Raw genomic sequence first — 25,708 nt, 5'->3', positions numbered from 1 at the left:
CGCCCACCCAAGGATGTTGGCCCAATCGTTGCGCCGCTTCCCTACGCATGGCCGGGCGCCGCGGGTACGGTGAAGGGACCAACCAGCGAACATCGGGGACTTTCATGGGGCAGGAATCCGGAACTCAGAAGATCATCGTGGGCGTCGATGGATCGGAGGCATCCCTCGAAGCCCTGCGCCAGGCCGGGAACCTCGCACGTTCCCTGAACGCCCTGATCGAGGCGGTCGGCTGCTGGGAGAATCCCCGCATGTATGACGGCTACGTGCTCATGGGCATCGAAGGGTTTCGCGAAAGCGCGGAGAAGGTCGTGACACAAGCGGTGAGGACGGTGTTCGGGCCCGACGTGCCACCACACGTCACGATCAACCTGATCCAGGGCGACCCAAAATCCGCACTCGTCAAGGCCAGCGGGAATGCCGACTTCCTTGTCGTGGGAAGACGCGGACACGGCAAGCTGGGCAAGCTGTTGATCGGCTCGGTCAGCGCATCCTGCATCGCCCACGCCAAGTGCCCCGTCCTGGTGGTTCACAGCCGGGACGACGGAAACAGCCACTAGCGCGCCGATCACAGGGCGGAAGCAGCAGGTCTACCATGAGTGCAACACCCGATGCGGTGGTTGAGGTCAGGTCCCTCACCAAGGACTTTGGCCGGAAGCGGGCTCTCGATTCCCTGGACCTCAGCGTCTCGGCCGGGGAAATCCACGGATTCCTGGGGCCGAACGGCGCGGGCAAGTCAACGACCCTCAGGGTGCTGCTCGGCCTGATTCGACCGACATCCGGTTCCGTCCGTGTCTTCGGATTGGACCCCTGGCAGGAGCCGGTCACGACCCACCGGGACATCGCCTATGTGCCCGGGGACGTAAGTCTGTGGCCGAACCTGTCCGGAGGCGAGGTCATTGACTTGTTGACGTCCCTGCGCGGCGGCGCGGACCGGGCACTGCTCCGCCGACTGGTCGAGGACTTTGAATTTGACCCGCGGCGCAAGGCCCGCACCTATTCCAAGGGCAATCGGCAGAAGGCCTCGTTGATCGCGGCGCTTGCGTGCCCCGCACGCCTTTATCTGCTGGACGAGCCCAGTGCCGGCCTGGATCCGCTGATGGATACCGTCTTCCGGCGCCATATCCGGCGGGTTGCTTCCGAGGGTGCGACGATCCTGCTCTCCAGCCACATCCTCAGCGAGGTCGAGCAGCTGTGCAACCGGGTGACGATCATCCGCTCCGGCCGGGCGGTCGAAACTGGGACCCTGGAGGACTTGAGGCATCTGAAGCTCACCCACTTCAGGATTGAAGGCGCCGACAATGCCGCCCGGATGGTGGAGCTGCCCGGCGTGCTGAACATCCACCGACGGGGCGACGTCCTGGAGTTTGATGTCGACGCCGCAGACCTTGGATCCGTGCTGCCCCTCGTTGCCGCGTCGGGCCCCAGCGGCCTGGCGGTTTCCCCGCCGTCGCTGGAGTCGTTGTTCCTTCGGCACTACGGCGACCGGAACGGGCAGGCGCTCTGATGCCGGGCCTGATCCGCCTGGCGCTCGGCCAGGCGCGGAGGGAGCGGGTGCTGCTGCCCCTCTGGATCCTCGGAATCGCCTTGCTGGGATTTTTCACGGCCAGCGCCGTTTCCAGCCAGTTCGGTGGCGAATCGGAGCGGACCGCGATCATCGCCGTGGCCGCGGCCAACCCTGCCTTCCTGTTTGTTCGCGGGCTGCCCGACGGCACAAGCCTCGGTGCGGTGGTGTTCTTCCAGGGGTATGCCTTCACGGCAGTGCTCGCGGGACTGATGAGCACCTTTTTGGTCATCCGCCATACGCGTGCCGACGAGGAACTGGGCCGCGCCGAACTCATCGGGTCGACCCCGCACCGGCGGGCCACACCGCTGGCGTCTACGCTTCTGCTCGGCACTGCCGCGAACCTTGCCCTGGCTGCGGCAGTTGCCGGCGGTTTCATTGCGGCGGGGCTGCCCCTCGTGGGCTCGGTGACTGCCGGGGCCGCCGTGGGGGCGGTGGGCCTCTTCTACGTGGGGCTCGCGTCCACGGTGGCCCAGGTCATGCCCTCGGGGCGCAGCGCAAACGGCGCGGCAGCCGGGTTGGTCGGCGCGGCGTACCTTCTGCGCGGCGTGGGCGATGCCTTGGGAACCCCCGGCGCAGACCTCACGCGGGTCACCGGCCACTGGATTTCACTGCTCTCGCCGATCGGCTGGGGCCAGCGTTCCCGGCCCTTTTCCGCCGCGGAACCTGCCCCGCTCCTGGTCCTGGCCGGGATCGCGCTGGTGCTGGCAGCGGCCGCGATGTTGATCAGGCACCACAGGGATCTGGATGCCAGCCTGCTGCCCGAACGTGCGGGCAGGGAACATGCGGGACTTGGCGGCGCCTCCTTGCTGGGCTTGGCCTGGCGGCTTCAACGGCCCACACTTGTTGGTTGGTGCGTCGGGGCGGCAACGCTGGGAGGCATCGCCGGCGGTTTCGGACCGGTTGTCGCCGATGCGGTTTCCGGCAATGACTCGCTGCGCGCATTGATTGGCAGGCTGGTACCCGGAAGCCAGGTGGAGATCATTGACGTGTTCGCCACCGCATTGCTCGGCGTCGTCGGCATTCTCGCCGCGGCGGCCGGCATCCAGACCGTGTTGCGGCTTCGGGTGGAGGAAACGGAGGGACGGGCGGAACTGCTGCTCTCCACCGCGCGGTCCCGGGCACGCTGGCTCGGGGCGAACGCCGTCCTTGCCGCCGCGTCGGCGGTGGCGGTGGCCGTGGTCGCGGGCTCGGCAGCGGCCATCGGTCTCTCGTTGTCGGGGGCGGGGTCCGGCGATCCCGGCCTGATGCTGCTGGCCGCCCTGTCACACGTCCCGGCGGCGGCCGTCTTCATTTCGGCAACCGTCCTGGTCTTCGCCGTCGTCCCCGGGATCAGCATTCCGGCGGGATGGGGCATGCTGGCGGTCGGCCTGGTCCTGGGCCAGTTCGGCGAGCTGCTGGGGTTGCCCGTGTGGCTGCAGGATTTGAGTCCGTTCCGGCATTCCGCCGCGATGCCGTTGGAGCCCTTCGACCCCGCGGGGGCCTGGATGATGGGTGCCGTCGCCTTGCTGGGAGCCGGCCTAGCCGCCTTCCTGATCGGTAAACGCGATCTTTCGGCTTGAGGCGGGACACCACGGGCAAGACTGAGGAGAGCCGGACGGGCCCCGACGTCCCCCCGACCGTATGCTGAGACATGGACTTCGCTGACATCGTGGGAACAGTCACCGGGGCAGGACTGATTCTGCTGACGCTGACCGACGTCTTTCACACGCTCCTGTTGCTCGTGGACCTGGACCCGGCCCGCGTTGCCGAACGGGTCGCGGCGCTGTCGGTAACCGTCCCCGGTTCGACCGTCTCCGCGGGACCCCGGATGAGGTGCCGGCCGAGTTGGCCGCCTCCAACGGATTGGTCAACGCCACCCCGGTGGGCGTGCACTAGAACCCGGGAACGCCGATCGATGTCTCCCTGCTCATCGCCGCCCGTGCCGCCGGATGCCGCACGCTGGATGGCGGGCACATGGCTGTGGGCCAGGCCGTTGACGCATTCGCGCTGATCACCGGGCTCGAACCGGACGCCGGGCGCATGCGCGCCCAACTCCTGGACCTCCTGGACCTCCTGGACCTCCTGGAACACGGTCTCTGAGACCCGCTCCCCGGCACCCCGGTCGGCGGGTGCACGCTAGGCACTGTTGCGTCCGCCGCTGAGGTCCAGCGTCTGCCCCGTCATGTAACTGGCTTCGGTCGAAAGCAGCCACGTGGCCAACGCGGCAAATTCCGCCGGATACCCGATGCGACCCATGGGCACCCGCGCGAGCAAGGCCTCATTGCGCTCGGGACTCAGGTCCTTCAGGAGCGGTGTCTGGAACATGGAAGGAGCCACACAGTTGATCGAGATCCCGAAGCGTGCCGTTTCCTTGGCCGTCGACTTGCCCAGGGCAATCAGTCCCGCCTTCGACACGGAGTATGCCGCCATGTTCTCGTTGCCGTCCCGGCCGGCGATCGAGGAAAGCATCGCGATGCGCCCGTACCCCGCCGAACGCATCACCGGCACCAAGGCCTGCAGGCCATGGAAGCAACCGGTCAGGTTGATATCCAGGGTGCGTGCCCAGCCGTCAAGCGGCACCTCTCCCACTGGGGACTCCGGACCCTGGACGCCATGGCAGAACAACGCGCCGTCGAGCCGCCCGAAGGCCTCGAGGGTTTGTTCCACCACCCGGGTCCAGGCCACGGGGTCGGTGACATCCAGGGACAGCGAAAGCCCGATGTCCCCATCTGGCAGGGCGGGGACCGAGACGTCGGTGGCCACCACGGTGGCACCCTCCGCGCGCAGCCGCTGAACCGCCGCGGAGCCCAGTCCGCCCGAAGCCCCGGAGACCAGGATGACGCGGTCGGTGAAACGGCCAGGCCAGGGACCGGAATCGGCCAGGGGCACACCAACGTATTCGTTCATGGGGATTCCTTCACATTCGGAGGGCACCGGAAGATTCCGGTGGCGGACGAGCAGTGGGCACACAGTGGGCAAGTTCGCGGGCGCGGGTATGTCGTTACGTGGCCGAACCCAGGCGTTTGGCCGAAAGATGCCGTCCCGCCGCATAGGCCCGGGTGACGGCGGAGCCGAGCGTGGCCCCTCCGCCCGGATAGTTGTTGCGGAACACGCTCGCGGCAACGTTCCCCGCGGCGTAGAGCCCGTCAATCGGCTCGCCATGCCGATCCATGACCTGCCCGTCCTGGTTGGTGGCAAGTCCGCCGGAGGTCCCGAGCATGCCCGCGTGCAGCGCCACGGCGTAGAACGGGGCGCGCAGCAACGGAGCCAGGCAGGGGTTCGGCAGGTTGGAGCCATCGCCCAGGTGGCGGTCCTGTTCGCTGGACCCGCGCCCGAATTCGCTGTCGATGCCTTCCGCGGCGTCAAGGTTGAACCTGCGCACCGTCTGCGCCAACGCCTCGGCGTCGATCCCGGTGTTGCGGGCCAGCTCCTCCAGGGTCGCGGCGGACTCCATCCAGTCGGCCCGTACCCCGGGGGTGGATCCGGCGACGGGATACTTTTCCAGGTAGGTCGTGTCGAACACGAGCCAGGCCGGGTTGTTTTGCTGCTTGCTTGTCACCGGGTCGATATTCGCGAAGACGCGCGAGACATCGTGGTAGTTCAGTGCCTCGTTGACGAAGCGACGGCCGGAGGCATTGACCGTGATGGAACCCGGCAGCGTCATTTCCACGTTGGCCATGCGCCCGGAGGGCTTGCCCCCGTAATGCGCGGTCGGCGGGGTGATCACCGGTACGCCCCATACCGCCGTCATGTCCCGCACGGTGGCCCCGGCGGCCAACGCCAATTCCAGGCCGTCGCCCTCGTTGGACGGCGCCCCGATGGGCGTCACGGGCAAGGGAAGGAAGGCTTCGCGCAGGCGGGCATTGAATTCGAACCCTCCCGAGGCGATGACCACCGCATCGGCACCCACCTCCACGCGGCCGTCCACCACCAGGTTCCAGCCCGCGGACCCGCGCACCATCTCCGTCACCGGGGCGTTGGGCACCAGCGTGACGCCCAGGTCCAGGGCACTGGCGGCCAGGGACCCGACCAGGGCGCCACCCATGGTGCGCACCCCGTTTTCCGCCCGCTGGCGCAGCAATTCGGCATCCGGGGCCCGCCCGTTGAGGGTGTCGCGTTCGATCATGCTCAGCAGCGGGAAATAGCTTGGCGGGCGCAGGAGCCCGGAGAGTCCCGGGTGGTCGGTATCCGCCCAGGGCAGGTTGTCCAGGCTGCGTCCGCCGGCCGCCGCTCCGTCCCATTCCATGTGGTAATCGGGACGGGCCAACGGCACCAATTGCACCCGGGTGTGGGTGTCAAGGAATTCGACGGCCTCGGCCGCGGTGGCGACGAACCATCCGATGTCTGCTTCCTCCATGGCGTGCCCGGCCGCGGCCCGCACGTAGGCGGTGCCCAAGGGCGCCGAGTCGGCAAAGCCCGCCTCGGCGGCGAGGTGGTTGTTGGGCGCCCAGATGACCCCGCCTCCCGCGGCGCTGGTGCCGCCGAGCAGGCCGGCCTTTTCCAGCACCAGCACGCAGGCGCCGTCGTGGGCCGCCCGCACCGCGGCCGTCAGGCCGGCTGCCCCGGAGCCGATGACCACCACGTCGTAGCGGTCCAAAAGGTCCTTGGGCGCCGTGGCGAGGGAGGTGTTCGGGGACATCATGGTTTTCTGCTTTCCTGGTTGGGCGGTGCGTTAGGCCGGATTGCCGGCGGGCATGTCAATCACGATTTTTCCGACGTCCTGTGCCGGATCCAGCATGGTCCTGAACGCCTCGTCGAGCTGTTCCAGCTCGAAGCCGTGGGTGATCAACTGGTAGGCGAGGTCCTGGTGCCGGTTGAGCACCTCGAGGGCGGCCGGGATCAGGTTCAGGCTGTTGCGGCTGCCGCGGATGTCGAGTTCCTTGAAGGGCACATCCCGCATGGACAGGGCGGCGGTATGCGTGGAGATGCCCACCTGCACGATGCGCGCGGTGGGGGCCGCCAGGCGGACCGCGTTCTCGAACGAGGCGGGAACGCCCGTGGCCTCGATGACCAGCGTGGGGCCCGAGAGCGGGCACAGGGCATCGATTTGTTGCTGCTGTTCCTGACTGGGGAACGGCCCGGAGCCTGCCTGCAGGGTGGCCACGGCCCCGAAGGCGCGCGCCAGCTCCAGCCGCGAGGCCGAGAGGTCCGAGGCGATGACCTTCACGCCGCGTTCGCTCAGGAACAAGATGGCCAGCAGGCCGATGGGTCCGCAGCCGAGCACCAGGGCGGTTTCCCCGGCCTCGGGGGTGCCGCGGTTGACCGCCTGCATGGCGATCGAACCGGGCTCGCCCAGCGTGGCGAGCCTCGGCGGCATGGACTCGGGCAGCACATGGAGCTTGTCGACCGGCACGCGCACCACCTCGGCCAGCGCACCGTCCTCGTAGCAGCCCAGGCAGGAGATCGACTCGCAGACGTTGAAGCGCCCGGCCTTGCAGGGCCCGCACTCGTTGCAGTAGACCATGGGGCTGACCGCCACCGCGGTTCCGATTTCCGGTCCGGCAGTACCGTCCCCGGTGCCGAAGTCGATGGCCTCGATCCGGCCCACGAATTCGTGGCCCTGGACCAGCGGCAACTCGCTCGGGTAGTCGTCGTCCCAGATATGCAGGTCGGTGCCGCACAGCGCCACGTGGTGCACGCGCACCAGGGCATGTCCGGGGGTGAGGTGCGGGACATCTTCCTCGCGGAATTCGATGCTCCGGCGGCTCACGGTATGGGCTCTCAGCATGGTTTCGTCCTTGTCCTGTCCGGGTCCCCGGCGGGGGCCTAGAGCTTGTCCTTGCCGAAGAAGACGTCCCAGCGGCGGATGCCGCGTTCGGTAATCAGCCCGGCCTTGGCAAAGGGGTCCTCATCCATCAGGGCCAGCGCGTCCGCCTCGTCGGTCGCGCTGATGACCAGCAGGGCCCCGGCCCCGGAGTCGACGGGACCGCTGATCAGCAGCCGGCCCTCGTTGAAGCGTTCCTTCAGGAACTCGACGTGGGTGGGACGGACCGTATCGCGGTCGGCGGCGGTCTGCGCGGAGTAGGTGTAGCTGATGGCGTAGGTGTTCATGATGGTGCGCTCCTGGGTGGGGATGAATGGGGTGGGGATGAATGGGGTGGGAAGGATTTATCTGCTGCTGGTCTTGGCGGACGGGGCTTCGGTGCCGTCGTCCTCGTAAGCGGTGGCACCGGCCATCTCGCGCCCGGCGACATAGCCGAAGGTCAGTGCCGGGCCGAGGTTGATGCCGCCGGCCGGGTAGTGCCCGCCCATGACGCTGGCCTGGTCGTTGCCCGCCGCGTACAGGCCGCCGATGACGGCCCCGGACTCGTTGAGCACGCGGGCGCTGGCGTCCACGTCGATGCCCGCGAAGGTGCCGAAGCTGCCGGGCACGACCCTGACGGCGTAGAACGGCCCCTTTTCGAGGGGGCCCAGCGACGGGTTGGGGGTGGTTTGGGCATCCCCGCCGTAGCGGTTGAAGGGGGTTTGTCCGCGTTCGAAGTCCGGGTCGATGCCCTTGGCCGCGTTCCGGTTGAAGTCGGCCACGGTCCGGGAGAGCTGCTGCGGGTCGATGCCGCATTTGGTGGCCAGTTCCTCGATGGTGTTGCCCTTCACGAGGTAGCCGCTACGCAGGTAGGGGGTCAGCGGCACGGGCAGCGGCTTGGCCATGCCCAGCGGGAAGCGGCGCACGAAGCGCGAGTCGGCGATCTGCCAGGACTGCACGGTCTGGCCTGCCTCGGTGGCCTTGATCATCGCGTCCACGTAGTCGTAGTAGCCGTTGGCCTCGTTGACGAAGCGCTTGCCGTTGGCCAGCACGCCGATGCTTCCGGGCTTGGCGCGGTCCATGATGTGCGGGAAGACGCCCTGGGTTCCGTTGGGGTAGCGGATCAGCGACACCGGGCACCAGGCGGCGGGCGAGGCCACGTCGGTGTTGAACCTGGCGCCGACCTCCAGTGCCATGTCCAGTCCGGAGCCGTTGGCCTCGGCCGGAGCCAGGGACCAGTGCTCGGTGCCGGTGGGGGTCTGGGGGAAGAGCGCGGCGCGGCGGGCAGTGTTCTGCGGGAAGCCGCCGGTGGCCAGCACCACGCCGCGGCGGGCCGTGAGGGTGTAGCTGCCCGAGGGCCCGGAAAGCCGCACCCCGGTGACGTCCCCGGATTCATTTGTCATGAGTTTTTCGGCCGTCGTGGAGACACGGATGTCCACGCCCAGGTCGTCGGCGGACTTCATGAGGCGGGCGGTCAGTGCGGTGCCATTGACCAGTTGCATGTTCCGCCGGTGCACCGCCAGGGAGAACAGGTGCGCGCCCACGCGCTTGGCGGCGTGGAGGATGCCGGGGATGCTGCCGCGGGAGGCCGAGAGGAACTTGGCCAGGTCCGGGCCGGCCATGATGCCCATGCCCAGGAAGCTGGTGGCGTAGAGCTGGTGGCGCATCTTGGCCCGCAGCTCCGGTTTCACGTTGCGGGCGTGGTACGGGGCCGGGCCCACCGAGCGGTGTCCGGTGCCGGCCCCGGGGGTCTTGCCGTAGATGTCGTTGATCTTGGCGCCGGGGGTGAATTGCAGGGAGGTCTTGTGGTGGAAGAAGCCGACCATGTGCGGCACCGCTTCCAGGAAGGCCTCGATGCGCGCTTCGTTGTAGTCTTCCCCGAGCCGGTGGCGCAGGTAGGTGCGGAATTCCTCGCGGTCCTCGTTGACCCCCTCGGCCTTCGCCAGCGGGTTGCCCGGCGTCCAGGCCCAGCCGCCGGAGAAGCTGGTGGCACCGCCGCAGACATCTGCCTTTTCCACGACCACGACCTTCAGGCCGTGGTAGGCACCGGTGACGGCGGCGGAGAGTCCGCCGGCGCCCGAGCCAACCACGACGACATCGACTTCGGCATCCATCGGGGAACTATTGCTCATGGGATTCATTCCGTTCATTCAAGATCTGTTGAAGTGCTCAGTGGCCGTATTCATCGGAGTCCAGGCGCGGGCCTGCCCCGGTGTCCAGTGCGTCGATCGCGGCCAATTCCGCCGGCGCCAGGGTGAAGTCGAAGACGTCGAGGTTTTCGCGCTGGCGCGCATCGCTGGCGGACTTGGGCACCGCCACGCGTCCGGAGTCCAGGTGCCAGCGCAACACGATCTGGGCAGGGGTCTTGGAATATGTGGCGGCCGGTCCGGTGATGGCGGGGTCCTTGAGGAAGTCCCCGGCGCGTCCCAGCGGGCTGTAGGCCGCTGTGGGGATGGAGCGTGCGGCGTGGTGCCGGAGTTGGGCGGACTGCAGGTGCGCCGGATCCACCTGCACCTGGTTCAGCGCCGGGCGCAGCCCGGCGGCATGCACCCGGTCCAGGTGGGCGGGCTTGAAGTTGGACACGCCCCAGGCCCGCAGCCGCCCGGCGTCAACCAGGTCCTGCAGCCCTTGGCAGGATTCGACGTAGCCGTCGTGGCCGGGGTTGGGCCAGTGGATGAGGAACAGGTCCAGGTAGTCCAGGCCCATGCGTTCCAGTGCCTGGGCGTAGACCTCGGCGGCGCCGGCGCGGGAGTGTCCGGGAAGCGACAGCTTGCTGGTGACCCAAAGGTCGGAGCGGTCGATGCCGCTGCGCACGATGCCCTCACCGATGGCCTCCTCATTGCCATAGCTGTGCGCTGTGTCGATGTGGCGGTAGCCGTTGGCGATGCCGCGGGTGACGGAATCGGTGGCCTCCTCGCCCAGCAGCGGCCAGGTGCCAAGGCCGATCATCGGGATCGAAACGCCCTGGGAGAGTTCGAGGGCCGGTTGGTTGGCGGTGTGGTTCATGGCGGTGTGGTTCATGGTGGCCTCCTGGCCCTTCACTTGGCCGGCTCGATGAGTGCGGCGGCACGCAACGCGTTCGCCTTGGCGATGACGGCATCGGCGCCCGCCTTGAGCCGGTTGGCCCAGGCCTGTTCGCCGATGCGGGCGAGCGTCGAATCCGAGGGGGTTTCCACGCTCAGGGGCGTGCCTTCGGGCAGGGCGGCCACCATTTCGGCCAGCCGGAACTCGCCCTCCCCGGGCACCGCGCGCTCGGAGCGGGACTCGAGCACCAGGGCGTCGCGGTCCGCCGGGGCCGTCGCCGGGCCGTCGCAGAGCTGGAGCATCGGGATCAGTGCGGCGTGTTCGCGCAGCTGCCCGTCCGTGGTTCCCACCCGGCTCAGGTGCAGGGTGTCGGCCACGATCTTGGCCCCGGCCTCGGTGGCCAGTTGCGCGGCCAGCGGCAGTGAGTCGACGCTTTGGTAGGAGATGACTTCCAGCGTCGGGACGATGCCGTGGTCCCGGCCGTCGCTGGCCATCCGCCCGAGGATGTCGGCCAGCAGGCCGTGGTCGGTGAGCGAGGCCGCGACCGTGAGGGTGGAAGCGCCCAGCGCCGCACCGGCCTCCATCATGCGCAGCCAGGCTTCGCGCTGGTCACTGCCGTCCAGCAGCAGGAACTCGATGTCCTTGATCCCCACCCCTGTCTCGGCAACCGCACGCAGCGTGTCGGCGAGCATGGCCGAGCCCGGCTGCAGGTCATAGGCACGCTCCGCGGCGGTGACCTGGCGGACCCGGGCACCGATGAAGTCGAAGCCTGCCATTGCGGCGATGCGCACCAGCTGCGGAGGCGCGGTGGACACCAGGGAGAGTTGGGCCAGGCCCAGCTGCGGGGAATTGTTGGTCATCTGCTCGCTCAAATCGTGGGAAGGGATATATAGGGAAAGAATCCGGCTGTCTCAGGAGACCGGGGCCGTGGCGTCCAGCCGGGCGATGACCGCATCGGGGGCGCTGGGCACGAGGGTCGGGAACGGGGCGAAGCGAACGGGTTCCCCGGTGCGCGAGGACTTGTAGATGGCCAGCAGGATGCGCAGCGCGTTGGTGGCGTCCTGGCCGGTGACCGCCGGGTCGTGGCCGTGCGTCACGGCGTGCACGAACTCGCGGATCTGTTCGCGGTGGTGCGGGATCAAGGCGGCGTTGATGGTGGACAGTTCCACGTTGGCGATCGCCCCGGCCGGGTGTGCCGGGGTGGAGGTGATGGTCTCGCCTGCGGCCATGATGGTGATGCGTCCGTCGCTTCCCTCGGGGAATTCGCTCAGTTCCGCGGTGGCGCCGGTGGATCCGGTGATGCGGATCTGCACCCCGAGTGCCGGGTTGGCCGCGGTGGAGGCGTTAAGCGTGGCGATCGCGCCGCTGGTGAACTTCAGCACCGCGCTCGCCGAGTCCTCGACCTCGATGTGTTCCCCGTGCTTGAAGGTGTTGATCGCGCCGTAGACCTCGGCGATCTCACCCATGTACCACTGCAGCAGGTCGATGTAGTGGATGGCCTGGGTCATCAGAACCCCGCCGCCGTCGTTGTCCCAGGTGCCGCGCCAGGCGTCGGCCGAGTAGTAGTCGGGTTCGCGGTGCAGCAGCACCGAGACCTGGCCCATGACCGGGGTGCCCAGGGTGCCGTCGTCGATGGCCTCGCGCAGTGCCCGTGCCGCGGGCCAGAAGCGGCGCTGGAAGAGCACCCCGAGCTTGACCCCTGCGGTTTGGCAGGCATCGGCCATGCGCTCGGCGGAGGCGACGTCGATGGCGATCGGCTTTTCGCACAACACGTGGACGCCGGCCTCCGCGGCTTCGAGCACCACCGCCTCGTGGGTGGGGTGCGGGGTGCACACCGAGACGACGTCCAGGTCCAGTGCCAGCAGTGCCGCCACCGAATCCACCGCGGCGGCAATGTTCCAGGTCCCGGCCGTTGCCCGGGCACGGCTGATGTCGACGTCGCAGACGCCCACCACGTCGGTTCCCTCGATGGCGTTGAAGGCATCGATGTGGTTGCGGCTGATGTTGCCGCACCCAACGATGCCCACGCGCAACCGCGCGGCAGGTGCTTGGGTGGATTCAGTCATGGTTCTTGGCCTTTCTTTTTCGGTGCCGGGGCGGTTCCCTCGCCGGTGCTCCCCACCAACTCTAGGAAGCGGTGCACACCACGTGTCAGCATTGCCCGTTGAATGGGAAGCAAGTTCTAAATATCGGACATGACAAGGGTTTATTCGATTTCCCGAGAAGACGGACCCGTCCGCAGGGAGGGCACGAATTGCCTAGTTCTTGCGCTTCCAGCCCTTGCTGCCAAGATCCTCCATCGGGGTGAACGCGGTTTCCCGGGCGGTCATCACGAAGAAGGCGGAAATCAGCGCGCAGCTGACCGCAAAGATCGCCACCGGCAACCAGCCGAAGGCACCCGGTCCGGCCAGCAAGGTGGCCACGGCCGGGGCGAATCCGGTGAGGACCAAGCCGAACTGGTTGCCGATGGCCATGCCCGAGTAGCGCACCGGCGCGGCAAACATCTCCGGGAAGAACACCGTCCACACGCCGTTCCAGGCCGAGTAGAACACCGACATATTCAGGAAACCGAAGACGAAGATGAGCGGAATGTTCTGTTCGCTGATGGCCCAGAAGTATCCGAAGATGGTCACCGAGCAGCCCAGCATGCCGATCAGGAGCACCGGCTTGCGGCCGAAGCGGTCAGAGAGGTGGCCGGCCAGCGGGATGGTGAAGATCGACAGCCCGATGGTCAATGCGTTGACGAGCAACATGGTGGTGCGATCGATACCCACCTGCGGGCCAGTGGCATAGGCCAAGGCGTAGACCGTAAAGATGGTCTGCATCACCGAATACACCGTAATGAACACGATGCGTAGCACGTCGCGCCACTGGGTGCGCAGCACGACCACGCCCGGGGCGCTCTGCCGGACGCCGACGCCCTCCACCTTGACCTCTTCCTCGAAGACCGGGGTTTCATCAAGGTGTGTGCGCACCCAGTAGGCCACGGCCAACACGACGACCGAGAGCAGGAACGGAATGCGCCACCCCCAGCTCATCAGCTGACCTTCGGGAAGCGCAGCGATGGGAATGAACACCAAGGTGGAGAGCACCATGCCCGAGGCGTAGCCGGTCATCACGAACGAGGTGAAGAAGCCGCGCTTGCCCTCCGGGGAGTGCTCCACCGTCAGGGTGGAGGCCCCGGCCGCCTCGGCTCCGGCAGAGAATCCCTGGGCAAGCCGGCCGATGATCAGCAGTGCGGTGGCCCACCAGCCCAGCTGTTCGTAGGTAGGCAGCAGGCCGATGCCCAGGGAGGCGACGCCCATGATCACCAGCGTGATCATCAGGGCCTTCTTGCGCCCCACGCGGTCCCCCACATGGCTCATCACGATGCCGCCCAGCGGCCGGGCCAGGTATCCGACGCCGAAGGTCGCCATCGACCCCAGCAGTGCGACGGCCGGATCCGCGTCCGGAAAGAACAACTTGTTGAAGACCAAGGCGGCGGCGGTGCCGTAGATGAAGAAGTCATAGTACTCGAGGGTCGAGCCCAGGAAGGAGGCCAGGGCCGCCTTGCGCGGGCTGCGCACCGCCGGCTGCGGCGCGGCCTCGGCGGCTGCGCCCGAAGCTTCCGGGGTGGGGTCGATCGCATGGTGAGACATGGGCTCTCCTGGGGTGCATGGGGGATTCTGGATTCGAGCAGGAAGTCAGGCGTGGCGATGACGGGGGCGAGTGTGATCTCGCGTGGCTGCGTCGCAGAGAACGGGTGCTTGTGATGCCCGTCTCACGCTCAGGAATACCACTCTAGGAAGCCTTCGAACCGCAAAGTTCCACTTTCCCGCCCAATGGGAACGTGTCAGGATTTCGATGGCCGCAAGAATACCCGAGTGGCTTATTTTTGCTGCTATTTGCCTTGGGACAGCCAGGTGCGTGATCCGTAGGGGCGCCGCTCGGCTCCCATGGAGCGAGAGAGCGAACGGCCGGCGGAAACCAGCACCGTAATGACCAGTTGCGGGTCTTCGTCGGCGAGCGGGGTGACCACGGTGATCGCACCGATCACCTCGTTGCCCCGGCCAAAGACCGGCACCGCATAGGCGGCATTCTCCTTGACCAGGTCCCCGGCCAGCCGGGCAAAGCCGCGATCGCGGATCTGGGCGAGGTGGGCTCGGATCCGCCCGGGATTGGTCTCGGTGCGCGGCGTCGACTTCGCCAACGGGCGGGCGAGCAGCTCGGCCTGGATGCGGTGCGGTGCATGCGCCACCATGCACAGGCCCGCGGAGGTCGAATGCATGTCCAGCCGCCCGGCCACCTCGGCGAGGTTGACCGCTGCGCCGAGCTTGTCCAGGCGTTCAAGGTAGAGGACGGTGAAGTCCTCGAAGCTGGGAATGGCCAGCGAGACGTGCTGGCGCACCGCCTCGTGGATGCCCTCGAGCACCGGCAGTCCGCGCCGGCGGAACTCCTCCACCGGGTTGGATCGGGCGGCCAGTTCCCACATCTTCACCCCGATGCCGAAGCGGCCCTCGGCATCGCGGTCCAGGAACCCGGCGTCCAGCAATTCGGTGGCCAGCCGGTGGGTGGTGCTGGTGGGCAGGTCGGTGGCGCGGGCGAGCTCGCTCATGGTCAGCACCGGGGTTGATCTCTCGAAGGCGCTGAGCAGCTTAACGATCCGGTCAACCACCGATTCGCCGGAGCCGGAGTTCGCCATTGCCTTTCCCTTCCTTCCCCACGCCTTGTGGTCCCCACAGATTCGAGCCTAGCCAATGATCAACCGTTTCCACTCCACCGGCGCCCACAGCCGGCAACCGGGCGCCACGCACCCGAAGGTCCGAAAGCCGGATACCGGCTTCCGGGCCCCAGGGGCTTCCTGTGCGGGCGGTGTTACCGGGAGACCGGCGACAGCAACCCGGCCAGGTGCGCCCGCATCCGCTCGCGCTCCGGCTGCACCCCGGTCACCAACACAAAGGTGTCGGCGGCCTGCTCGACGAGCATGGTGGTGCCGTTGACCACCGGGCATTGCCGTGCGGCTGCAGCGGTGAGCAGCTGGGTCATCACCGGGCGGTAGACCACGTCCGCCACCCAGTGGGCGGGCCGCAGCCAGGCGGTGTCGAACGGGGCTCCGGGAAGGTGTTCCATCCCGATCGGGGTCGCGTTGATGACCCCGTCGGCGGCCCCGACCCAGTCTTCGGCGCGCTCCGGGCCCCCGGTTTCGATTCGTGCGCCGCCGGCTGGAAGTGTCCGCTGCAACGACTCACGCAACGCCTCCAGCCGGCCCGGGTCGGTGTCGATGACCCGCAACTCCCGCACCCCGAAGTCCAGCAGTGCGGCGGCAACGGCCGATCCGGCGCCGCCGGCCCCGAAGAGCAGCGCTGACCGGTGACCTGTGCCCTCGGGCAGCGTCCGGCGCAGTCCGGCCAGAAATCCGCTGCGATCGGTGTTGTGCCCCACCAGTTTGCCGCCCCGAAGCACGACGGTGTTGACCGCGCCGAGCGCCGCGGCTGAAGGTGCGATGGAATCCAGGAAGGGCATGATCGCCTGCTTGTGCGGGTGGGTGACGTTGAAGCCGGTGAACCCTTGCGCCAGTGCCCGCGCCAGCACCTCGCCCAGGTCCGGATCGACAACACCTGCCAGGTCGATGGGTTCGTAGCGATAGCCGGCCAATCCCAGGGCCGCGGCCTCGGCCTCGTGGATAGCCGGCGAGAGCGAGGTGCCCAGCTCGTTGCCGATCAACCCGATACGAAGGGGGCGGGGATCGCTACTCACTTGCTGTTCAGCGCTTCGCGCTCGGCACGGCCCAGGCCCAGCTGTGCGGTGGGGATCTTGTAGGTTTCCGGGCCGGTGGCGAAGGCGATGGCCGAGACCACGGTGAAGCCCAGGCACATGAAGGCAACCGGCATCCAGTTGGCGAGGTCGCCCGCTGTCATCATGGTGCCGATGGCCGGGGTGAAGCCGGAGACCAGCAGGCCGAGCATCAGTCCGATGGCCATGCCGGAGTAGCGCACCGTTGCAGGGAACTGTTCCGGGAAGGATGCCATGTAGGAACCATTGGGTGCGGCATAGAACCCACCGATGAGGATGATCGAGGAAATGAAGATCAGCGCGACGTTGCCAGTGCCGATGGCGTTGAAGAACACGAACACCATGGCCCCGGCGCCCAGGGCGCCTCCGATGAAGACCGGCTTGCGCCCGATCTTGTCGGCCAGCAGGCCGTAGAGCGGCTGGGTGAGCACGGCGGTGAAGTTGGCCGCGGCGATCGCTGCCAGCATCGTGGTGCGTTCGATGCCGTTGTGTTCCACCGCGTAGGCCAGGGCGAAGACGTTCACGATGGTGTTGATCATGGCGAAGGTGGAGGAGAACATCACGCGGATGACTGCGCCCCAGTGGTGCCTGAAGAGCTCCACGAGAGGTACCTTGGCGACCTCGTCGGCCTCCTTGGCGTCGGCGAAGACCTCCGGTTCCTCCAGGTGGCGGCGGATCCAGAACGCGAAGAAGGTCAGTCCGATGCTGATCCAGAACGGTACTCGCCAGCCCCAGGTCAGCAACTGCTCATCCGGAAGCGAGGCCACGGGAATGAAGACCAGGGTGGCCAACACGATGCCGAACATGATCCCGCTCATGGTGAAGCTGGCGAAGAAGGAGCGGCGGTGATCCGGTGCGTGCTCCATGGACAAGGAGGCGGCGCCCGGGGACTCGCCCCCGGCAGAGAGGCCCTGCATCAGTCGCAGAACAACCAGCAGGAGAGGAGAGAAGATCCCGGCCTGGTCATAGGTCGGCAGGCAGCCGATCAGGAAGGTCGAGATGCCCATCAGCATCAGGACCGCCATGAGGGTTTTGCGCCGGCCGAACTTGTCGCCCAGGTGCCCCCAGATCACCGCGCCGAGAGGTCGGGCGATGTAGGCGACGCCCAGGGTGGAGATGGACAGCATGACGCTGTTGGCACCGCCGCCGGGGAAGAAGACGTGCGAGAAGACCAGTGCGGCGGCCGATCCGTAGATGAAGAAGTCGTAGTACTCAAGGGTGCTGCCCAGGAAGCCGGAGATCGCGGCGCGGCGTGCCTGCGGCGTGGCCTTGGCCCGAACGGGCGCAGTGGTGATTGTGGAGGTTTTCATTGGATGGTCCTTTCTCCCCCGGTGGAGGAACTTCATCCAGTGTGACCTCGCGCACTTATTAAGTCCACGACCTAATTACACATAAACCATGTGCCATTTCTACATTATTATTTTCGGGGTCGGCAGGATCTTCTCACTGAGTTCCAGCACCGCATCCCGGGCCTTGGAGCCGGGGCGGATCGACCAGGCCAGGCCGTGGTTCATGTAGTGAGGCTTGCCGCCCAGCGGGACGTAGACGGCTCCCGGGGGCAGCATGGCGGAAATCCCCTCGGTCAGCACCGCGACCCCGATGCCCGCGGCGACCAGCATCATGACCATGTAGGGGTCGGTGATCTCCTGGGCCACCTTGGGATAGAAGCCGGCCTCCGTGCACGCCCGCATGGTGTCCTCGTAGAGCACCGACCCGGCGCTCATGGGCGGCAGGAGGAACGATTCGTCGGCAAGGTCCGACAGGTCGATGGACGCCTTGCCGGCCAGCCGGTGCCCGGTGGGCAGCACCGCGCCGAGCGCCTCCTGGGCCAGCAGCCGCGCGTTGATCCGCGAGGAGTCCACGGGCAGGCCGACGAAGGCCAAATCGAGGGACCCGGACTCCAGTTGGTGCACGGCGTCCTGGGTCATGATGCGCCCAACCAGAGCCAATTGGATGTCGGGATAGGTTTGCTGCACCGCCCTGGCCAGTGGCGGCAGGGAAAGGTGGTTCAGCACGCCGGTGAACCCCAGGGTGAGGCTGCCGTAGACCCGACCCTGGGGCAGCTTCACGGCCTTGGAGGCGATGTTCAACTGCTCCAGCACCTCGCGGGCGTGTGGAAGCAGGGCGTGCCCGGCGGCCGTCAGTTCCACCGAGCGGGTGCTGCGATGGAACAGCTCGGCACCCAGCGAGCGCTCCAGCTTGCGAATGGTCTGGCTCAGCGGGGACTGGGCCATGCGCAGCCGGGCCGCGGCATTGCCGAAGTGCAATTCCTCGGCCACCGCAACGAAGGCCTCCAGCCAGCGGATTTCCACATTGACCCCGTTCATTGCCTAGATGGTCTCAAACTCCTCAAGACTACCGGCCGCCCGGCCCGCTGCGGCGGCGTGGCGAGCAGCTGCCCAGCCAAAGGTCATCCCGGAGGCAACTTGGACGCCGGCACCCGGGTATTCCGATCCCATGACGGAGGCGGCATCGTTTCCCGCGGCATACAGTCCTGCCACCGGCCGGTCCTGTGCATCCAGCGCCTGCCCGTTTCCGTCGGTGAGCACACCGTAGGCGGTGGCCAGCGGCGTGGGCACCACGGCCATGGCGTAGAACGGCGCTTTGGCCAGCGGCCCGACGTTCGGGTTGGGTCCGTGTTCCGGGTCCCCTGCGACCTGCCCGAAGAGCAACTCTCCCTTGTGGAAGTCCTCATCCACGCCGGTGACGGCAAAGCCGTTGTAGCGCTGCACCGTCGCTTCAAGACCTGCGGCATCCACGCCGATCTGCTCCGCCAGGCCGGCCAGGGTATCGGACTCGTAGAGGTAACCGTCCTTGACGTAGCGCCGCAGCGCAGCCCTCGGCAGGTGGGGCATGGTGATCATGCCCAGCCCGTACTTGGCCAACGTGCGCGAGTCCACGATCAACCAGGCCGGCACCGCGGCGGCATCCGCCGAGGCGAACATGGCCCGCACAAAGCGGTGGTAGGAGCAGGACTCGTCCACGAAGCGCGAGCCGTTCGAGTCCACGGCGATCACGCCGGGGCGCGCGCGGTCCCAGATGTGCGGGAATACGACTTGGGAGCCGTCCGCGCGCCGGCCGATGGAGCTGGGGAACCAGAGGGCGTTTTCCCCGTTGTCCCGGCCCAGGGCGGCGCCGGCGATCTGGGCCAGGGACAGGGTGTCGCCGGTGGCGCCTTCGCCTGCCCGCGAATAGAGCGGGGTAGGGGACGGCAGCAGCTTCTCGCGCATCTCGGGACTCTGGGCGAAGCCGCCGGCGGCGAGCACCACGCCCTGTCGGGCATGGATGCGCAGGGACTTGCCGTTGTGCATGACCACCGCCCCGATGACCCGGTCCCCGCCCTTGAGCAATTCGGTGGTGTGCGCACCAAAGAGGAATTGCGCCCCGCGCTTGAGCGATTCGTGGAACATCCGGGCCACCAACCCGTTGCCCATCACCAAGCGGGTGCCGCGCGGGCGCGTGAGCCGGTCGAGGGCCCACTGCAGTCCGAGCTTCGCGGCCAGCGCCACGGCCTTGCCGCGTTCGGCCAGCGAACCGTTGTACAGCTTGAGCAGGGCTGCAACATCCGGTCGGCGCAGCATCAGGGTGCCGCCCATGAGCGCGAACTCGGGAACGGGAGGACGGACGCGACGAAAGTCGGATTTCCCCAGTAGGCGCCCGTCGAAGGGCTCGGGCTCCAGGGCCCGTCCGGTCTTGCCGGTCTCCGGCATCTCGGAGTGGTAGTCGACCACGGCCGGCGAGCGCCGGAAGGTGATTCCGAGGTCATGCATTGCGTCCAGCATCTTCGGGGCGGCATCCAGGTATGAGAGCCAGCCTTCACGTGGAGCCTTGTCCCCCACCACGGCGTCCAGGTAGCGCACGGCCCGCTCGTAGTCGTCCCGGATTCCGTCTTCGTGCTGGAAGCGGTTGTTGGGTACCCAGCAGGTGCCGGCCGAATACGCAGTGGTGCCACCGAGGAATTCGGTCTTTTCGAGGGCAAGGACTTCGGAGCCCAGCGCGGCCGCGGTCAACGTCGCCGAAAGACCTGCCGCACCGGTGCCGATCACCAGGAAGTCGACCTCCTGGTCCCAATGTTCTGCCGGGGAATTTTTCATGTTTCTCCTTCGCGCACAACATTGCGTGCGTCACTGCCTTTTCGTTCTCCTCAGTATGGTCGCCACACAATGTAGTGTCCATGACTAATTGAGTCATTTATTATGTAGAAAATGCGGATAGTTGAATCGCGGTATGCCCGGAGGGGCATTGTCGGCGGAAAGGGCCATGTTCCGGGACCGGCGCAATCCGCACAGGTCAAGGTGATCCAACGCAGGTAGTGGCCGCAAGACGCAGAACACAACGCGATACCGGAGAGCCAACGCATGAACTTGCAGCACTTGCAGGGATTCTTGCGGTTCCATCCACGTTCCCGCTCCGCTGTTCTGTCCGCCGTCCGATTCGAGGAATGCGTGACGACGCAAACGTGAGGATTCGTGAACGCCGAAAGTTGGCAAACCTTTCAGCCCGGAACTCTGGACGTCCACGTAATGCGCGTGTTGAACTGTCCCCATGACTGAATACAACATTGGTTATATCGTCGGTTCCCTGTCCACCGGATCCATCAACCGCACTCTTTCCAAGGCGTTGATCAAGCTCGCTCCGGACAACCTTAAATTCACCGAGATCTCCATCAAGGATCTCCCGTTGTACAACTACGACTTTGACGCCAGTTACCCGCCCGAGGGCACGGCGTTCAAGACGGCCGTCGAAGCTTCCGACGGATTGCTGTTCATCTCCCCCGAATACAACCGTTCCATTCCCGGCGCGCTTAAGAACGCCATCGACTGGGGATCACGTCCCTGGGGTGCCAACTCCTTCGCCCGCAAGCCCAGCGCCATCATCGGTGCCTCCGTCGGCGCCATCGGCACCGCGGTCATGCAGTCCTCCATGCGCAGCGTGCTCAGCTTCTTGGACGCCCCGCAGCTGAACTCCCCCGAAGGCTACATCGCGTTCAAGCCCGAGATCTTTGATGCCGAGGGCAATGTGTCCGACAGTGGGACGGCCGATTTCCTCGGCCACTACATGAGCGAATTCGGCGCATTCGTTGCACGCGTCCTGGATGCCAACGCCGAAGGCCACATCGGCGACGAGGACCCGGTCGAAGCTCCATAACAGCGATCCTGGAGCGCGTGGCCGGGGCGGTCTTCCTGCCCCGGCCACGCGCTCCCGTTGTGTTTGCGGGCTCTGGTTCCGGACGGCCGGGGCACTGTTCAGTGCGCGGCTCCGACTGGAAACCCGCTCGCCCGGACTACCTGCCCCTTCAAAGGCTCCCCGTGCGAGTCGGATCGCGCCCGTGGCTCGCTGTCTATCGCGCAGCACCACGACAGACATGCAGAGCGTTCGTTTTATGGTGAGCCGGAAGCCCTTGCCACCTGCGAAGATCATGGCTAGCGTACGACGATGAAGGGTGGAGCCAACATGCCAGGAGTTCAGCGCTGGGCCGTGATCGCGGCATGGGGAGCTTTCCTCGCGACTGTGCCCTCTGCGCTGTGGCGGGTTCTCATGATCCTCGGACTGCTGCCCGGGACCGAGCAACTTCGGCAGTTTGAACTCGGTGGCGACCCGGCAGCGGGCTACGTTTACGTCTTCGCCTTAAGCGTGGTCCAACTCACCACGGGCTTCCTCACGATCGGGCTTGTTCGGCCGTGGGGCGAGAGACTCGTTGGTCGGCGGGTACCTCTCGCACCGGTACTCCTGGTCGCCACACTGGGTGGGCTTGCTGTGACATGGCTGTTCACTATTGCGATGACGACGCAGGTTCTTGCCGGCCACCGTCCAGACGCCGGTCTGGTCTCCGGGATCCCGTTGGCCATCATGGTTGCCTGCTATGTGCCGATCCTGGCCTGGGGACCGCTCGAGCTGGTGGCAACCGCCGGTTACTGGATGCGACGCGCGGCTTACCGCGGCGCCGATCAGGGCATTGGCAGCGCAGATCGCGCCTAATGCGGCTTCCCGACTGTCGCGCAGCGGCACCACGCAGGTGTCCACGTTGCGGACGACGATTCGCCGAGCGGCTGGCCTCCCGCCACGGAATGAGCCCGTAGCGGGAAACCAGCCTCCTTCTTGGGGTACGCCGGATCAGCTGCGGAAGCGGGCGAACACCTTGTACATGTAGTCACTGCCCTGGCGCAGCGCCTCGACGTAGATCCGCTCGTCGTTCCCGTGCATCCCGATGAGCTGCTCGTTGTCCAGCACATAGGGGTAGACGCCGTATCCGGGGATGCCGCGGGCCCGCCACGGCGCCAGGGACGTGCCGGCCTCGAAGAGCGCCGGGGCGAAGGCCGCGTCGGGGTAGGTCTCGGCCGCCGCTTCGCCGAGGGCCTTGAACAGCGGGGTGTCGATGTCCGCCGGAGGGGTGGACCAGGTCTTGTCGAGCTCGGCCAGCGTCTCCTCCTCGCTCACTCCCTCGGCCACGGCCAGGGCCACCTCCACGTCGCGTTCGGCCATCATCTTGCGCACCTGGGCCAGGAACTCGCGCGGCTTCTGGCCACCGGGGATCGCCCGGCAGTTGATGCGCACGTGGGCCGAGGAGGGAATCACGTTCTCCTTGTAGCCCGCATCCTCGATGACGAAGGCGTGCGTGGTCCGCAACAGGGCGCTGTGCAGCCACGGGTAGCTGGACTTGGACACCATGACGCGGGCCGCGCGCTCGCGGGCGTTCTGGCTGCGGGCCGAGAGCAGCAATTCGACGGCCCGCTTGAATCCCGCATCGTCGGAGGCCTTGGCCAGCGCGGCAAAGTACTCCCGGGTCACCTCGGTGAGGTGCACCGGGGCCTGCCAGTCGCCGAGTTCGGCCACCGCACGGGAGAGCGCGACGATGGCCGAGTCCGGGTTGGGCTTCGAAGAGTGGGTCGCGGTCCCGCCGGCGGTCAGATCCAGGTTGAAGTAGACCTTGTCCTGCCGTGTGGCGGTGATGAGCATCGGGGTGGTCTTGTCCTTTTGCGCCAGGAACCAGCCGCCCTCGGTCAGCACCATTCCGGCATCAAGCTTGTCCCAGTGGTTGGTTGCCAGCCACCTCGAGCCGAAGGAACCGGCTTCCTCGTCGCAGTCGGTGAGCACGATGATGTCTCGGTCGAAGGTGGCGCCCTCGGAGATGTGCCGCAGCAGGGCGCTGATGGTGGCCGAGTTGGCGCCCTTCATGTCTAGGGCCCCGCGTCCGTAAACCTCGCCGTCGCGGACCTCGCCGGAGAACGGCTCCACGGTCCAGTTCTCGCGTTCCACCGGAACCACGTCCGAGTGGCCGAGGATGAGCAGCGGTTTCTCGGTGCCGGTTCCGGGGATGCGCGCAATCAGGTGCACGTTGTCCGGCTGCGGGGTGTCGATGATTTCCGCGGCCACCCCCGCGTTCTCCCAGACGGCCTTGAGCATCTCTGCGTGAGGCCGGGTGTCCGCTCCCTGGCCGAAATTCTGTGTGTCGAAGCGCAGCATTCGCTGGAGCAGGTCGAGCGCGTCCTTGTCGGCCTCCGGGATCGCCGTCGCGGCCGCGGCGGGGTTCGCGCCCGCAGTTCCGGCGAACACGCCGGCGCCGGCGATGCCGGCGGCACCCAGGGCAGCGACTCCCCCGAGAAACGTGCGGCGGCGAAGCGGCGTCATTGCAGCTTCGCCCAAGTCACGTGTAATTTCCATGCTTCTACCCTCTTCTGTTCTTGTGCAGTGCGAGTGCAAGACCAACGCTTGCCCAGCGCCCCGCGTCGGTCAATGGGTGACCGGCATCACGTGCGACAAGCGGCCGCAGTGGCGAGACGAACGGCGCGCTGGGCCCATTCGTGACGACCATACGACGCCAAAACCGCACTCACATGGGTTTCTCCCGGATCGGCGGCGACTACGGAGCGGCTCGGGGTGCGAATATGTGCCCGACAGCGATATTCTCTCTACGAAGCGACCAAGGACAGGTATTTTCTTTCCTGTGGACCGGGAATCGGGCGAGAATTGGCGAGCACATTTCACCGATTTCCTTCTAGGCTTGCCCTATGTTCCCTTGGGCACGGAGGCTGGCTCGTGCATCTCCGTATCGTTTTCGATCTTCCGATGTCCCCGAGGCCTGCAGGCCGGAGCTCGCCCGCGGCTCCGGTTCCATGGAAGCCACGCGACACACTTCGACCAATTGTTCCCGGATGTGCAACCGTTGTATCAGTCCCGCCCTGCCAGAAAGCCAAGCCCTTGACACTGCCCTCATCGCCCGCAGACCCCGCCCGCAACGCGGTGCCGCGCACATCACCTCGCATCCACCGCGCCTGGCTCGTGGCCGCGGTCACGGTTCTCGCCCTCGTGGCGGCCGCCGCCTTCCGCTCCACCACCGGCGCGTTCTTCGAGCCGCTGGAATCCGAATTCGGGTGGACCCGTTCCCAGCTGTCCACCGCGGTGACGATCAATCTCGTGGTCTACGGATTGGTGGCACCGTTCGCGGCGACGCTGCTGGAGCGGTTATCGATGCGCTTCGTTGCGGCCCTGGCCCTGGGCCTGGTCTCGGCCGGCGCCGGGCTGGCGGTCTTCGTGTCCGAGGTGTGGCAGCTCTGGCTTCTGTGGGGCGGGCTGGTGGGAATCGGCACCGGTGCCATTGCCTTGGTCTTCGGTGCGGTGGTGGCGAACCGCTGGTTCGCCGCGCGGCGAGGCCTGGTGATGGGAATCTTCTCCGCGGCCAACGCCTGCGGACAACTCATCTTCCTCCCCACCATCGTCCATCTGGCCGGCCACCACGGATGGCGCATCGCCTCCCTGCTGGTGGCGGGATTCGCCTTGTTGATCGTGCCGCTGTTGTTCTGGCCCTTTGCCAACAGCCCGGCCGAGGCTGGGACCACGGCCTATGGGTCCGCCGATGACGCCAGCCCCGCGACGGCACCGGCCAAGGTACGTCCCGCCGGCAATGCCATGGCCGAGACCATGGGCGTCCTGCGACATGCCATGCGGTTCCGGGCCTTCTGGATCCTAGCCTTCACGTTCTGGATTTGCGGCTGGTCGACCAACGGGCTGATCCAGACCCATTTCATTCCGGCGTCCCATGACCATGGCATGCCGGCGACCACCGCGTCCGGGCTCCTGGCGCTGATCGGTGTCTTCGACATCATCGGCACCATTGCCTCGGGCTGGCTGACCGACCGGGTGCGGCCGTGGCTGCTGCTGGTCTTCTACTACGGCTTGCGCGGGGCATCGCTGCTGACCGTCCACTCGCTGCTCGGCCCCACGGTCGAGCCGGTGCTGTGGATCTTCATCCTGTTCTACGGGCTGGATTGGGTGGCCACCGTTCCGCCCACTGTCGTGTTGTGCCGGCAATATTTCGGCCCGGTGCGCGCCGCGGTGGTCTTCGGTTGGGTCTTCGCCTTCCACATGGTCGGCGCCGGTGTGGGCGCACTGACCGCTGGCATTGGCCGGGACCTCTCCGGCAGCTACCTGGTCGCGTGGATCACCGCCGCGGTCCTTTGTTTCCTCGCCGCGGCAAGCCTGTTCCTGCTGCCGGGTTCCCGGAAATCGGTCGAGGCCGACCCGGAGTTCGTCCCCGACGAACTGGATCCCTCGCGGGTGGACTAGACACACGGAAGGGGGGGGGGGGGGGGGGGGGGGGGGGGGGGGGGGGGGGGGGGTGTGGGGGG

Annotated in this window: 22 protein-coding genes; 7 read left to right on the top strand and 15 right to left on the bottom strand. The window is 67.0% G+C overall.

Annotated elements, in window-relative coordinates; translation table 11 throughout:
• The first annotated feature begins 104 nt into the window (after positions 1–104).
• From ACIPVK_RS17195 to ACIPVK_RS17180, 4 genes are all read left to right on the top strand, one after another.
• On the top strand, positions 105–557 hold the full coding sequence (locus ACIPVK_RS17195) for a universal stress protein (protein ID WP_407613203.1): 453 nt from the start codon (positions 105–107) through the stop codon (positions 555–557).
• A 35-nt stretch (positions 558–592) separates the two neighbouring features.
• Positions 593–1,504, top strand: a complete 912-nt coding sequence (locus tag ACIPVK_RS17190) for an ABC transporter ATP-binding protein (protein WP_407613202.1) — start codon at positions 593–595, stop codon at positions 1,502–1,504.
• A complete protein-coding gene (locus ACIPVK_RS17185; RefSeq protein WP_407613201.1) occupies positions 1,504–3,123 on the top strand; it encodes an ABC transporter permease in 1,620 nt (539 codons plus the stop codon). The genes ACIPVK_RS17190 and ACIPVK_RS17185 overlap by 1 nt, the downstream gene beginning before the upstream one ends.
• A gap of 394 nt (positions 3,124–3,517) precedes the next feature.
• On the top strand, positions 3,518–3,643 hold the full coding sequence (locus ACIPVK_RS17180) for a hypothetical protein (RefSeq protein ID WP_407613200.1): 126 nt from the start codon (positions 3,518–3,520) through the stop codon (positions 3,641–3,643).
• Positions 3,644–3,679: 36 nt separating this feature from the next.
• Here the strand turns inward: ACIPVK_RS17180 and ACIPVK_RS17175 are convergent, their stop codons facing one another.
• The 14 genes from ACIPVK_RS17175 to ACIPVK_RS17110 form a co-directional block, all read right to left on the bottom strand.
• Positions 3,680–4,450, bottom strand: coding sequence for an SDR family NAD(P)-dependent oxidoreductase (locus ACIPVK_RS17175; protein WP_407613199.1), 771 nt, complete (start codon positions 4,448–4,450; stop codon positions 3,680–3,682).
• Between the two features lie 94 nt (positions 4,451–4,544).
• Positions 4,545–6,185 (bottom strand): FAD-dependent oxidoreductase, encoded by a 1,641-nt coding sequence (locus ACIPVK_RS17170; RefSeq protein WP_407613198.1) that lies wholly within the window; start codon positions 6,183–6,185, stop codon positions 4,545–4,547.
• Between the two features lie 30 nt (positions 6,186–6,215).
• The gene (locus ACIPVK_RS17165) at positions 6,216–7,271 is read right to left on the bottom strand and encodes an alcohol dehydrogenase catalytic domain-containing protein (protein ID WP_407613197.1); all 1,056 of its coding nucleotides are present in this window, start codon (positions 7,269–7,271) and stop codon (positions 6,216–6,218) included.
• A 38-nt stretch (positions 7,272–7,309) separates the two neighbouring features.
• On the bottom strand, positions 7,310–7,594 hold the full coding sequence (locus ACIPVK_RS17160; protein ID WP_407613196.1) for a YciI family protein: 285 nt from the start codon (positions 7,592–7,594) through the stop codon (positions 7,310–7,312).
• A gap of 57 nt (positions 7,595–7,651) precedes the next feature.
• Complete coding sequence (locus tag ACIPVK_RS17155) at positions 7,652–9,418, bottom strand: FAD-dependent oxidoreductase (protein WP_407613195.1); 1,767 nt, start codon at positions 9,416–9,418, stop codon at positions 7,652–7,654.
• A 37-nt stretch (positions 9,419–9,455) separates the two neighbouring features.
• Complete coding sequence (locus ACIPVK_RS17150; RefSeq protein WP_407613194.1) at positions 9,456–10,307, bottom strand: aldo/keto reductase; 852 nt, start codon at positions 10,305–10,307, stop codon at positions 9,456–9,458.
• A 17-nt stretch (positions 10,308–10,324) separates the two neighbouring features.
• On the bottom strand, positions 10,325–11,170 hold the full coding sequence (locus tag ACIPVK_RS17145) for a sugar phosphate isomerase/epimerase family protein (RefSeq protein ID WP_407613193.1): 846 nt from the start codon (positions 11,168–11,170) through the stop codon (positions 10,325–10,327).
• Between the two features lie 51 nt (positions 11,171–11,221).
• The gene (locus ACIPVK_RS17140; RefSeq protein WP_407613192.1) at positions 11,222–12,376 is read right to left on the bottom strand and encodes a Gfo/Idh/MocA family protein; all 1,155 of its coding nucleotides are present in this window, start codon (positions 12,374–12,376) and stop codon (positions 11,222–11,224) included.
• Positions 12,377–12,568: 192 nt separating this feature from the next.
• Positions 12,569–13,948 (bottom strand): MFS transporter, encoded by a 1,380-nt coding sequence (locus tag ACIPVK_RS17135; RefSeq protein WP_407613191.1) that lies wholly within the window; start codon positions 13,946–13,948, stop codon positions 12,569–12,571.
• A 242-nt stretch (positions 13,949–14,190) separates the two neighbouring features.
• On the bottom strand, positions 14,191–14,991 hold the full coding sequence (locus ACIPVK_RS17130) for an IclR family transcriptional regulator (protein WP_407613190.1): 801 nt from the start codon (positions 14,989–14,991) through the stop codon (positions 14,191–14,193).
• A 173-nt stretch (positions 14,992–15,164) separates the two neighbouring features.
• On the bottom strand, positions 15,165–16,046 hold the full coding sequence (locus tag ACIPVK_RS17125) for a shikimate dehydrogenase (RefSeq protein WP_407613189.1): 882 nt from the start codon (positions 16,044–16,046) through the stop codon (positions 15,165–15,167).
• Positions 16,043–17,392, bottom strand: a complete 1,350-nt coding sequence (locus ACIPVK_RS17120) for an MFS transporter (RefSeq protein WP_407613188.1) — start codon at positions 17,390–17,392, stop codon at positions 16,043–16,045. The genes ACIPVK_RS17125 and ACIPVK_RS17120 overlap by 4 nt, the downstream gene beginning before the upstream one ends.
• Positions 17,393–17,491: 99 nt before the next feature.
• Positions 17,492–18,409, bottom strand: a complete 918-nt coding sequence (locus tag ACIPVK_RS17115) for a LysR family transcriptional regulator (protein WP_407613187.1) — start codon at positions 18,407–18,409, stop codon at positions 17,492–17,494.
• Between the two features lie 3 nt (positions 18,410–18,412).
• Positions 18,413–20,176: an FAD-dependent oxidoreductase gene (locus tag ACIPVK_RS17110; RefSeq protein ID WP_407613186.1), complete on the bottom strand. Its 1,764-nt coding sequence runs from the start codon at positions 20,174–20,176 to the stop codon at positions 18,413–18,415.
• A 451-nt stretch (positions 20,177–20,627) separates the two neighbouring features.
• On the opposite strand from ACIPVK_RS17110, the gene ACIPVK_RS17105 reads away from it, so the two are divergent.
• Both ACIPVK_RS17105 and ACIPVK_RS17100 read left to right on the top strand, forming a co-directional pair.
• Positions 20,628–21,230 carry an NADPH-dependent FMN reductase gene (locus ACIPVK_RS17105; RefSeq protein ID WP_407613185.1) on the top strand — a complete coding sequence of 201 codons (603 nt, stop codon included), beginning with the start codon at positions 20,628–20,630 and terminating at the stop codon, positions 21,228–21,230.
• A 390-nt stretch (positions 21,231–21,620) separates the two neighbouring features.
• Positions 21,621–22,061: a hypothetical protein gene (locus ACIPVK_RS17100; RefSeq protein ID WP_407613184.1), complete on the top strand. Its 441-nt coding sequence runs from the start codon at positions 21,621–21,623 to the stop codon at positions 22,059–22,061.
• A 135-nt stretch (positions 22,062–22,196) separates the two neighbouring features.
• Here ACIPVK_RS17100 and ACIPVK_RS17095 read toward each other — a convergent pair whose 3' ends face one another.
• Positions 22,197–23,744 (bottom strand): M20/M25/M40 family metallo-hydrolase, encoded by a 1,548-nt coding sequence (locus tag ACIPVK_RS17095; protein ID WP_407613183.1) that lies wholly within the window; start codon positions 23,742–23,744, stop codon positions 22,197–22,199.
• 537 nt (positions 23,745–24,281) lie between these two features.
• On the opposite strand from ACIPVK_RS17095, the gene ACIPVK_RS17090 reads away from it, so the two are divergent.
• Positions 24,282–25,646, top strand: coding sequence for an MFS transporter (locus ACIPVK_RS17090; protein WP_407613182.1), 1,365 nt, complete (start codon positions 24,282–24,284; stop codon positions 25,644–25,646).
• Positions 25,647–25,708 lie beyond the last annotated feature (62 nt).

The organism is Paeniglutamicibacter sp. MACA_103 (genome assembly GCF_045798555.1).
Classification (GTDB): Bacteria; Actinomycetota; Actinomycetes; order Actinomycetales; family Micrococcaceae; genus Paeniglutamicibacter.
This window is presented reverse-complemented; position numbering and strand designations above follow the sequence as displayed.

Coding starts and splice junctions, on each gene's coding strand:
- ACIPVK_RS17130 (WP_407613190.1), bottom strand. CDS start 14,991: ATGGCGAACTCCGGCTCCGGCGAATCGGTGGTTGACCGGATCGTTAAG.
- ACIPVK_RS17140 (WP_407613192.1), bottom strand. CDS start 12,376: ATGACTGAATCCACCCAAGCACCTGCCGCGCGGTTGCGCGTGGGCATC.
- ACIPVK_RS17195 (WP_407613203.1), top strand. CDS start 105: ATGGGGCAGGAATCCGGAACTCAGAAGATCATCGTGGGCGTCGATGGA.
- ACIPVK_RS17100 (WP_407613184.1), top strand. CDS start 21,621: ATGATCCTCGGACTGCTGCCCGGGACCGAGCAACTTCGGCAGTTTGAA.
- ACIPVK_RS17105 (WP_407613185.1), top strand. CDS start 20,628: ATGACTGAATACAACATTGGTTATATCGTCGGTTCCCTGTCCACCGGA.
- ACIPVK_RS17155 (WP_407613195.1), bottom strand. CDS start 9,418: ATGAGCAATAGTTCCCCGATGGATGCCGAAGTCGATGTCGTCGTGGTT.
- ACIPVK_RS17160 (WP_407613196.1), bottom strand. CDS start 7,594: ATGAACACCTACGCCATCAGCTACACCTACTCCGCGCAGACCGCCGCC.
- ACIPVK_RS17165 (WP_407613197.1), bottom strand. CDS start 7,271: ATGCTGAGAGCCCATACCGTGAGCCGCCGGAGCATCGAATTCCGCGAG.
- ACIPVK_RS17180 (WP_407613200.1), top strand. CDS start 3,518: ATGGCTGTGGGCCAGGCCGTTGACGCATTCGCGCTGATCACCGGGCTC.
- ACIPVK_RS17120 (WP_407613188.1), bottom strand. CDS start 17,392: ATGAAAACCTCCACAATCACCACTGCGCCCGTTCGGGCCAAGGCCACG.
- ACIPVK_RS17135 (WP_407613191.1), bottom strand. CDS start 13,948: ATGTCTCACCATGCGATCGACCCCACCCCGGAAGCTTCGGGCGCAGCC.
- ACIPVK_RS17115 (WP_407613187.1), bottom strand. CDS start 18,409: ATGAACGGGGTCAATGTGGAAATCCGCTGGCTGGAGGCCTTCGTTGCG.
- ACIPVK_RS17185 (WP_407613201.1), top strand. CDS start 1,504: ATGCCGGGCCTGATCCGCCTGGCGCTCGGCCAGGCGCGGAGGGAGCGG.
- ACIPVK_RS17150 (WP_407613194.1), bottom strand. CDS start 10,307: ATGAACCACACCGCCATGAACCACACCGCCAACCAACCGGCCCTCGAA.
- ACIPVK_RS17110 (WP_407613186.1), bottom strand. CDS start 20,176: ATGAAAAATTCCCCGGCAGAACATTGGGACCAGGAGGTCGACTTCCTG.
- ACIPVK_RS17190 (WP_407613202.1), top strand. CDS start 593: ATGAGTGCAACACCCGATGCGGTGGTTGAGGTCAGGTCCCTCACCAAG.
- ACIPVK_RS17145 (WP_407613193.1), bottom strand. CDS start 11,170: ATGACCAACAATTCCCCGCAGCTGGGCCTGGCCCAACTCTCCCTGGTG.
- ACIPVK_RS17175 (WP_407613199.1), bottom strand. CDS start 4,450: ATGAACGAATACGTTGGTGTGCCCCTGGCCGATTCCGGTCCCTGGCCT.
- ACIPVK_RS17170 (WP_407613198.1), bottom strand. CDS start 6,185: ATGATGTCCCCGAACACCTCCCTCGCCACGGCGCCCAAGGACCTTTTG.
- ACIPVK_RS17095 (WP_407613183.1), bottom strand. CDS start 23,744: ATGGAAATTACACGTGACTTGGGCGAAGCTGCAATGACGCCGCTTCGC.